Here is a 272-nt window from a genome sequence, read left to right as displayed (position 1 = left end):
AACAGCATGGGCTGGAGCGGGCCCATCGTCGAGCGCAGGAACTCGGGGAAAATCGCGAGCAGCACGGCGCCGAGAATCACGCCGGGGATGTGGCCCATGCCGCCGAGCACCACACAGGCGAGCACCACGACCGATTCCCAGAACGTGAACGATTCCGGCGACACGAAGCCCTGGAACGCACCGAACATCGCGCCCGACAGGCCGCCGAACGACGCGCCCATCGCGAACGCCAGCAGCTTCACGTTACGCGTGTTGATGCCCATCGCCTTGGC

1 protein-coding gene is annotated in these 272 nt (G+C 66.2%); it reads right to left on the bottom strand.

Features of this window, described 5'->3' with window-relative positions:
* A partial coding sequence (locus SB751_RS30595; protein ID WP_410749098.1) for an ABC transporter permease subunit occupies positions 1-272 on the bottom strand: 272 nt, incomplete at both ends.

The organism is Cupriavidus sp. SIMBA_020, assembly GCF_046535395.1.
Lineage (GTDB): Bacteria > Pseudomonadota > Gammaproteobacteria > Burkholderiales > Burkholderiaceae > Cupriavidus > Cupriavidus campinensis.
The sequence above is the reverse complement of the archived record's forward strand: the minus strand, read 5'-3'. Positions and strand labels throughout refer to the sequence as shown.